Raw genomic sequence first — 8,264 nt, 5'->3', positions numbered from 1 at the left:
TGGGACAGCGCCTGAGTGTGTAGGTAAGCTCTGCCTGGATGACCAAATACTTTTTGCGACCCGAGCCCCGACCATGAAATTCATCACGAGTACCGAACACCTGAATGTTTGTGTCTGTAATTCCCAGTAATTTAAGTGTATTATCTAGTTGNGATATCTATTCCTACCCCGCTTATCTTGAGTTTCGTCGCTTAAAGCATAGCACTAGGGAGGCTTAGATGCCTTTTTTTGTTATCAAAAAGGGCCTAGTACTTTTGGAATGGAAATACTTTCCAACACCAAAAATTCTAGACCCAAAATTGTTTTAAAAAGATTAAAAGGGAAAATTAAAGCAGATCAATAAAAAATAATCTTTCAATTAATTTTGTTTCTGAGAAAACTGTTCAAAACATAACAAAACTCATTGAAAAAGAATTCGACATCATGTATTCATTAATTAAAACAAAGGAGAAATAATGGCCTATTTGGAATTAAAAGACATTCACAAGTCCTACACACTGAACAAAACTGAGAAATTTCCAGTTTTAAAGGGAATCAATTTAAAATTCGATAAGGGTGAATTTGTCAGTATTTTGGGAGAATCCGGTGGTGGCAAGTCGACCTTGATGAATATTATCGGTGGATTGGATCACGATTACCAAGGTGATGTTATTTTAAATGGAACATCGACTCGTGATTTCACGGAAAAACAAATGGATGCCTATCGCCGGCAAACAATTGGTTTCATTTTCCAAAGTTTTAATTTAATTTCTCATCTTACTGTTTTGGATAATATTCTTATTAGTTTGGACATGACAACTTTGACACGGGCCGAGAAAGAAAAACGTGCCAAGGATTTGCTTAAACAAGTCGGTTTGGAAGAACATATCAAGAAGCATCCTAATCAGCTATCCGGTGGTCAAAAACAGCGTGTTGCGATCGCAAGGGCTCTTTCGTCGGATCCGGACATTATTATTGCCGATGAACCAACCGGTGCCTTAGACTCAAAAAATACCGATGAAATTCTTGAAATTATGGAAGGAATCGCCAAAACCGGAAAGTTGGTTATTGCGGTTACTCACTCTGAAGAGGTCGCTCATTTTGGGACAAGAATTGTTCATATGTCTGACGGGGTGATTGATAAAGATCAGACAAATCGAGAGAAATACTCGGTGCCAAGCAAACAATCCAACCGACTTGTTTCTAAAAAATTAGGAATGCCGGCCGCTTACAAGAACGCTTATAAACATACAATGTATTACTTCTGGCGTAATTTCCTAATTATGCTGGGAACTGGAATCGGTATTTTTGCTGTTTTGCTGTTTTCTGGTCTGGGCAATGGAATTACGGCTTTTATTAACAGCCAAATTAATTCACTTGTAAACCCTCGTTCGGTAACGGTTATGAAAAACACTTCCGGAAAGAAAATGAGTCAGGCTCAATTTGAGAAGGCAGTCCAACAGGCGAGTTCAAATCCTTCGTCTATGCTGATTCAAAAAAGTGAGCTGGAGAAACTTAAAGCCTTAAAAAAGGTTAGTGCTGTTGAACCGGGCTATCAATTTAGTCAATATACCTTGAAGCTAGATGGGGTTAAAAATCCTGTATCGGGAACCGGATTGCAGACCTGGACAAAAGCTTATTCCAGTAACACGGTCAAAGTTGGTAAAAAACCGGGTGAAAATCAGATTGTGATTGACAAGTCGCAGGCGCAAACTTTTTTGGGAACAAAAAAGTATAAGCAAGCAATCGGCAAAACCGTTACTTTGACTTTTACCTGGATTAATAAAGACCAACAAGCAGTAACTGTGCAAAAAGATTTGAAGATTGTTGGAATTGCCAATGGCGGGCAATCGGGTGCTATTACCGGTACAAATTATTCAACAATGAAAAGTATGTTGGAGAAGGCCGGTGCTATAACCGATCCGAATTTTGTTTCCGTGAATGCCGATTCAATCGATTCAACGAAAACAGTGGCTAAAAAAATAAACAATATTAAAACAGACGGCAAGTATACTTTTGGCGCAATTACAGTTGGTGATGTTCTTAACACTGTAAGTTCGTATGTTAAATTAGCAACCAATGTGTTATCGGCAATTGCAGCAATTTCCTTAGTTGTTTCGGCTTTAATGATTATCGTTTCAATGTACATGAGTGTTTCCGAAAGAACCAAAGAGATTGGTGTGCTGCGTGCTCTTGGAGAAGGCAAAAAAGATATAAGTCGCCTATTCACCGGAGAATCTGTTTTGATTGGTTTGTTCTCAGCTGTTTTGGCGTTGGTTCTTGCTTTTGGGATTGGGGCAATCGCTAATAAACTGCTTTATGGTTTGGCTAAGGCCAATATGGTTGTCATTACACCTGGCAATGTCGTTTTTGCCTTTGTGATTGCAATTGCTATTTCTTTCTTGGCGGCTTTGCTGCCTGCTAGAAGAGCAGCAAAACTCGATCCGATTGATTCGCTTGCCACAGAATAAAAAGTGCAACATCAAAGGCAGGGATGAAAATTCGGCTCGGATATAATAATCACTTCTAAATTTTGATCGCGGAGCTTAAATTTTAAAAGATTTAAAAAACAGGTGAAGGCCTGTTTTTTTATTATTTCAATTATCAATTTTTTTATTGGAAACGATTACAATTAGCGTACTATTTGTATATCAGTAAAATATTTTCACTAACTCTCAAATATTAAGCAAAACCTGGATGATAGTCCAGCAAGCTAAAATTTTTATTTTTGGTTTTGAAACCTTCATAAGTAATGACTTAATTAATAGGATCTTTAAAATAAAATCTTTTCAGGGGATGATTATTTATGAAAAAACATAGTTTTTTATTTGTATCTATATGTCTTTTATTGCTCGGAACACGTTTGCCCTTCAGTATCTTTGGCAATAACCAAACTGTTTCTCAAGTATTTGCTGAGACAACGAATAAAGAAAAAGCCAAGAAACTGTACAATACGGCTGTCAAAGAATTTAATAATGGCAGCGAAACAAAAGCCGTCGCTGATTGGAAAAAATCGGCAAAATTGGGATCTGCCTTAGCCGAAAGCCAAGTTGCGTCGCAATATCTTAACGGAATGGGTGTCAAAGAAAATTACCAAAAGGCACTTTATTGGGCAAAAAGAGCTTATAAACATGGAGAGAATAGCGGCATGGCTGCTAATACGCTTGGAAATGTTTATTTGAACGGTTCAAAAACTGTGAAAAAAGATTACAAAAAAGCCCTCGCATATTTTAAGAAGGGTATATCTGAAGGCTACATGAAGAGTTATCGCAAATTGGCTTATATGTATTTGAATGGTTATGGAGTAAAGGCTAATACCACTACGGCCGTAAAATGGTATACAAAAGCAGCGAATAAAGGGGATATAACCAGCGAATATTCTCTGGGGCAGATATATGAAAAAGGACAAGGAATAAAACAAGATTATTCAAAAGCCATGAGTTGGTATAAAAAAGTGCAGCGAATGATGATGATGTTTCAGCACCGGGAGTTATTGAAAGTATGTCGTCAATTGCTAATCTTTATGCTAATGGTTTAGGAGTGACAAAAGATTATCAGCAAGCGGAACAGTGGTACCAAAAAGCATTTAATGCTTCGCAAAAAGAAGTCGCTCTTCTTAAACAGAATTCTTGATAGTATTATTTGCGTTTATTATCAAGCAAAAATGTTTGGTTCCGTTATTTTTATATTATTGATAGTTATAAATAAAAGCCTGCTTTAAAGCAGGCTTTTATAATTAGTCTTATAAAACTGAAATAATAAAATCAATGCTTGTTTATTTTCGCTCTAAGTTCCAACTGAACGCGTTCGAGTGATTTATTTCTTGTTTCCGGAGCGAATTTATAGACGAAAATGAAAGAAATTAAATTGCAAAGGACGAAAATTCCAAAAGTTATCGAAAAACCAAAATAGGTCAAAAATATTGGAAAAAGAAAACCAACCAGGAAATTTGCCATCCAAAGAAAGAAGGCCGAGATTCCCATTCCCAAGCCACGCAGATTCTGAGGGAAAATTTCCGACATTAAAAGCCAAATTGTTGGTGAAATGCATCCTTGAAAGAAACTCAAAAAAATAAGTGTCAGGAAAACGACACATACTGGCAGCAGTTTTGAATGCGGCAGCATTTGCGAGAATAGTGTAATTAGTGCCAGTGCACCACCGGTACCGGTAATTCCAGTTAGCAACATTTTCCGACGGTTGATGTGATTCATTAAGCGCATACCAGTATAGGTTGCCAAGACGGAAACGATTCCGTTGGCTATATTCGTAATTAAAGCGATATTGTGAGTGAAACCAGCCTTAATCAATACGGTTGTTCCATAATACATAATGATATTGATTCCAACGACTTGCTGAACAATTCCAAGCCCGCTTCCCAGAATAATTAATTTTCTAATCCATGGTTTTTTAAGATCATGCCAACTTATATGGGAGACTTCTTTTTCTTTTTTTAGAGCAGCCTGAATCTGAGTAATTTCCTGTTGGCTTTCCTGCTTGTTTGAACGAATTCCTTTTAGTATTTTTAGAGCGGTTTCGGTTTTGCCTTTCATAATCAACCAACGGGGAGATTCGGGAACGATCAATGTCCCAATAAAAAGTAAGGCAGAAGGAACCATGCCAAAAGCAATCATGTAACGCCAAATATTGGATACGTTGACAAAAATATTTCCTAAAATCGCATTAACCACAAAAGCTAACAGCTGGCCTCCGGTGATCATTATTTCATTTTGGGTAACTAGAGGTCCACGTAGTTTAACTGTTGCCACTTCGGATAAGAAAGTTGGGACGATCACCGATGCGCCACCGACAGCTAGTCCGAGCAAGAACCTAAAAATCATCATAATTATTGCATTGGGTGCCAATGAACAAATTGCAGTACAAAAAAAGAAGATAATCGATAGATAAAATAAAATCCTTTTTCGTCCATAACGATCTGCTAATCTTCCAGCAAATATTGCCCCAAAAGCTGCTCCCAAAGTAATGCTGCTCGTAACTAATCCTTCGGTTGCCGCATTGAGATTCAATTCTTGTTTTTTAGCCATATAGGGCAGTGCCCCATTAATAACCCCGGTGTCAACTCCGAAAAGCAAGCCTCCAAGAGTGACGCAGAGAGCTATCGTTTTTAAATGTCTTTCGGTTTTGGATTTTGTTATAGAAAAATCCAAATTATAATTTATATTTGATATGTCCGATTCTTTATTCTCCATTATTTTTGTTTCTTTATTTTCCTCCTGAAATCATCCTAAATTTATAAAATATTTAAATTTTTTAGTCACTAAAAAAGCATAAAACTCATTCCTTTTTTATCTAAAAACTAGTTAAAGAAGATAATTTTCGTAAAACGAATACCTAAGAGAATTAATAAACTTTGTTAAGGGTTTTTAACATCACTCTTTAAAGCTTCTTTTTTCGTTATACATTTAACAAAACTAAAAAGCAACAAATCAATAGCCTTATTTATGATTTTATTATGCTCGTGAGTTTAATAATTTTTAAATGAAAACATTTCAATCACCTGATATTCAGCCTCTATAAGCGACATTGGAATAAATTAGATTAGTTTTCTAATTTAATATGTTTTATACTTCATATGAAATAATATTCATATATTAAAGGGGTGAATTCTTTTATGGAAACTATCAGCAACCAACGAAATAATTTTATTAAAGCAAGTATTAATGTTGAATATTTTTCAATTGCTTGGATGACTTTTGAATTTCTAGTCGCTTTTTATTCCAGCGCTAAGGCAAACTCAATTCTTCTACTGGCTTTTGGTTTAGATAGTTTATTGGAAATTATTTCCGGTACAACACTGATTTGGCGTTTGAAAAAAGAAGTGAAAAATGTTTCTGAACGCGCAATTAAAAAGGCGGAACAAAGATCCTCTTTGATCGTTGGAACGATTCTTTTGCTACTGTCTGCTTATATAGCCTTAATATCTTTTTATAATCTGTTATCTCATCAAGCAGCCAGGCCAAGTTTTTCTGGGATTGTAATTGCCCTTGCCTCGATAATTTTGATGCCGTTTTTAACTTTCAGAAAAAGATTTTTGGGTGAAAAACTGGCTTCTGTTTCATTAAAAAAAGATGGAATGTGTAATATTACTTGTGCTTATATGGCTGGAACTGTTCTGGTCGGTACTTTACTTACATTTATTTTCGACTGGTGGTGGGCCGACTCTATTTTTGCCTTGATGCTGGTTTATTTTATTGCCAGTGAAGGGTATGAAACCTTTCAAGAAGCCACCAAAGCCTCTTAAATTTTGGGTAAAGGTGCTATTTACAGTAATCTATTCTATTATTATTTTAACGAATTGATTGAGGCCTCATTTTCACATGAAAGAAAAATTAAATTTAATTTATCAAGCGAAATTAGATGAAATATCCAAAATTGCAAAAGTTCTAGCCAACTCGACCCGCGTGCAGATTCTTTATCTTTTAGAGCAATCCGAACTCAATGTTAGTGAATTAACTGATATTTTAAACATTGAACAGTCCAATGTTTCCCATCAACTTCAACGGCTTAGGGATTATCAATTGATTAGTCAAAAGAGAAAGGGAAAATCAATTTATTATAGTTTAGATGATCCACATATTATCACCACGCTAAATCAATTAATGAATCATGTCGACCACATATTATTAGGAAGAAAACACAACGGACAATTAATTGATAACACTTGCGAAGTTGATGATTGATTTTTTGTTTTAAAGGTTGAATATAATTGCAATAATATTGAGATTTAAGTATATTCGCTAGGTAATCGTTTATTAGCAATTTTTTAAAGTAAATTAAAATCTCCAGGTCTAATCCTGGAGATTTTCGTCTTTATTTATATATTAATTTCTTAATTTTCTTGCTATTCCCAAGTTAAATTATCGTATAAGCACTCCTGAGAATCAAAAAAGTTTTCCAATATAGTAGTGAATTGCAACAGTTATCAGTCCGATCACAATATTTCGAATAATTGCCGGCCGCAAATGAAACTCGCCAAGTTTGGCTGCCAAACTTCCAGTAAGAGCAACAGCAAAAGTCGTTGCAACGATTGTTCCGGCAAATTTGAGATGGCCCGGCAATAAAAGCATTGCCAGTAGTGGAAACAAACCACCCAAAGCAGCACTAATCAAAGAGCTAAAAGCCGCCCCCCATGGATTTACATACTCGCCGATTTTTAAAGTATATTTAGCGGAAACAAGCGACTCAATCTCATGTTTTTGAATCAATTCATCAGCAATAAAATATGCAGTTTCTCTGTTAACTCCCCAACTGATGTAGTTTCTAGCGATCGTTTTACGTGCATAATTTTTGTCACGATCAATTTTCCTTTGTTCAATTTTAATAACAGCTCTTTCGATCTCGCGTTGCGCAGAGACGGAGGCATATTCTCCAGCTGCCATCGAAAAAGCGCAGGATAACAAATCGGAAAAGCCTGCAACCAGAATTAAAAAATTATTACTCGTTGCTGCAGCCGTTGAAAATAGAACGCCGACAACCGTTAGAATCCCATCATTGGAACCAAGGACACCAGCTCTAATCTTGTTTAAACGCTGCTCTAAAGTCTGCTTGTTTTTGGAATTTTTCATTTATGCAGCAACCTTCCAATTAAGTATGTAGCTGTCATTGTAAATAAACCGGAAAGGACATTTCTAGTAATACCTTTTTTTCGGTCATTGTTGCCAATCCGAGCAGCCAGATATCCAGTAATTATCAAGGCAAGCAGTACCCCAAAATAGGTCGAAGCAACCTTATAAGAACGGTTAACCATTAAAATTGCCAACATTGGCAGGGTAGCACCAATCGGGAAACTAATAAAAGAAGCCAAAGCGGCATGATAAGGATTTATTTTATCGCTAATATTAAATCCGTGTTTAACGCGGACAGCTGTTTCAATCGGCTTGGTCTTCATCATTTCGCTGGCAGCCCTTTGAGCGAGTTCTTTTGAAATGTCGTCTTTAATTAAAAAATCTTTTACCAAAGAAATTTGTTGATTAAAAGATTCCTGATTAGCAATTTCTTCTTTTTCAATCGCAGCATTTTCGGCATCACGTTGCCCATGTACAGAGACATATTCTCCAGCTGCCATCGAAATCATGCCGGCAATTGTCCCGGAAAATCCGGCAACAAAAATTACCCAATTATCATTAGTACGACCCTGAGTCGCGGCAAAGACACCCAAAACAATCCCAGCTACTGAAATGATGCCATCATTTGCCCCCATCACACTCGCCCGGACAACATTTATCTTCTCAGCTAAATTCATATTTCTCTCCATATAAATAAAAATG

The 8,264-nt window shown here is 36.3% G+C and carries 8 protein-coding genes and 1 pseudogene; 5 read left to right on the top strand and 4 right to left on the bottom strand.

Features of this window, described 5'->3' with window-relative positions; all coding sequences use genetic code 11:
* Window positions 1–157: pseudogene (locus tag A3G9_RS1000000110065) on the bottom strand (ISL3 family transposase); the annotation flags it as partial.
* 298 nt (window positions 158–455) lie between these two features.
* Here A3G9_RS1000000110065 and A3G9_RS0109115 point away from each other — a divergent pair.
* The 3 genes from A3G9_RS0109115 to A3G9_RS1000000110160 all read left to right on the top strand — a co-directional run bounded on the left by A3G9_RS0109115 (window position 456) and on the right by A3G9_RS1000000110160 (window position 3,612).
* Window positions 456–2,450: an ABC transporter ATP-binding protein/permease gene (locus tag A3G9_RS0109115; RefSeq protein ID WP_002818289.1), complete on the top strand. Its 1,995-nt coding sequence runs from the start codon at window positions 456–458 to the stop codon at window positions 2,448–2,450.
* A 335-nt stretch (window positions 2,451–2,785) separates the two neighbouring features.
* Window positions 2,786–3,517: a tetratricopeptide repeat protein gene (locus A3G9_RS0109105; protein ID WP_002818292.1), complete on the top strand. Its 732-nt coding sequence runs from the start codon at window positions 2,786–2,788 to the stop codon at window positions 3,515–3,517.
* On the top strand, window positions 3,481–3,612 hold the full coding sequence (locus A3G9_RS1000000110160) for an SEL1-like repeat protein (protein ID WP_002818293.1): 132 nt from the start codon (window positions 3,481–3,483) through the stop codon (window positions 3,610–3,612). Before A3G9_RS0109105 ends, A3G9_RS1000000110160 begins: the two co-directional genes overlap by 37 nt.
* A gap of 131 nt (window positions 3,613–3,743) precedes the next feature.
* Here the strand turns inward: A3G9_RS1000000110160 and A3G9_RS0109100 are convergent, their stop codons facing one another.
* Window positions 3,744–5,186 (bottom strand): sugar porter family MFS transporter, encoded by a 1,443-nt coding sequence (locus A3G9_RS0109100; RefSeq protein WP_002818295.1) that lies wholly within the window; start codon window positions 5,184–5,186, stop codon window positions 3,744–3,746.
* Window positions 5,187–5,608: 422 nt separating this feature from the next.
* Here A3G9_RS0109100 and A3G9_RS0109095 point away from each other — a divergent pair, with 422 nt between their 5' ends.
* Both A3G9_RS0109095 and A3G9_RS0109090 read left to right on the top strand, forming a co-directional pair.
* Window positions 5,609–6,238, top strand: coding sequence for a cation efflux transmembrane domain-containing protein (locus tag A3G9_RS0109095; RefSeq protein WP_002818296.1), 630 nt, complete (start codon window positions 5,609–5,611; stop codon window positions 6,236–6,238).
* A gap of 76 nt (window positions 6,239–6,314) precedes the next feature.
* Window positions 6,315–6,677, top strand: coding sequence for an ArsR/SmtB family transcription factor (locus tag A3G9_RS0109090; RefSeq protein WP_002818297.1), 363 nt, complete (start codon window positions 6,315–6,317; stop codon window positions 6,675–6,677).
* 201 nt (window positions 6,678–6,878) lie between these two features.
* Here A3G9_RS0109090 and A3G9_RS0109085 read toward each other — a convergent pair whose 3' ends face one another.
* Together A3G9_RS0109085 and A3G9_RS0109080 are read right to left on the bottom strand one after the other, a co-directional pair.
* Window positions 6,879–7,562: a VIT1/CCC1 transporter family protein gene (locus A3G9_RS0109085; protein WP_002818298.1), complete on the bottom strand. Its 684-nt coding sequence runs from the start codon at window positions 7,560–7,562 to the stop codon at window positions 6,879–6,881.
* The gene (locus A3G9_RS0109080; RefSeq protein WP_002818299.1) at window positions 7,559–8,239 is read right to left on the bottom strand and encodes a VIT1/CCC1 transporter family protein; all 681 of its coding nucleotides are present in this window, start codon (window positions 8,237–8,239) and stop codon (window positions 7,559–7,561) included. The genes A3G9_RS0109085 and A3G9_RS0109080 overlap by 4 nt, the downstream gene beginning before the upstream one ends.
* Window positions 8,240–8,264: the final 25 nt, after the last annotated feature.

It is taken from the genome of Oenococcus oeni DSM 20252 = AWRIB129, from assembly GCF_000372485.1.
Taxonomy (GTDB): domain Bacteria; phylum Bacillota; class Bacilli; order Lactobacillales; family Lactobacillaceae; genus Oenococcus; species Oenococcus oeni.
Note: the sequence above shows the minus strand (reverse complement) of the source record. Positions and strands in the feature narration are given on the sequence as shown.

Coding starts and splice junctions, on each gene's coding strand:
- A3G9_RS0109115 (WP_002818289.1), top strand. CDS start 456: ATGGCCTATTTGGAATTAAAAGACATTCACAAGTCCTACACACTGAAC.
- A3G9_RS0109105 (WP_002818292.1), top strand. CDS start 2,786: ATGAAAAAACATAGTTTTTTATTTGTATCTATATGTCTTTTATTGCTC.
- A3G9_RS1000000110160 (WP_002818293.1), top strand. CDS start 3,481: ATGTCGTCAATTGCTAATCTTTATGCTAATGGTTTAGGAGTGACAAAA.
- A3G9_RS0109100 (WP_002818295.1), bottom strand. CDS start 5,186: ATGGAGAATAAAGAATCGGACATATCAAATATAAATTATAATTTGGAT.
- A3G9_RS0109095 (WP_002818296.1), top strand. CDS start 5,609: ATGGAAACTATCAGCAACCAACGAAATAATTTTATTAAAGCAAGTATT.
- A3G9_RS0109090 (WP_002818297.1), top strand. CDS start 6,315: ATGAAAGAAAAATTAAATTTAATTTATCAAGCGAAATTAGATGAAATA.
- A3G9_RS0109085 (WP_002818298.1), bottom strand. CDS start 7,562: ATGAAAAATTCCAAAAACAAGCAGACTTTAGAGCAGCGTTTAAACAAG.
- A3G9_RS0109080 (WP_002818299.1), bottom strand. CDS start 8,239: ATGAATTTAGCTGAGAAGATAAATGTTGTCCGGGCGAGTGTGATGGGG.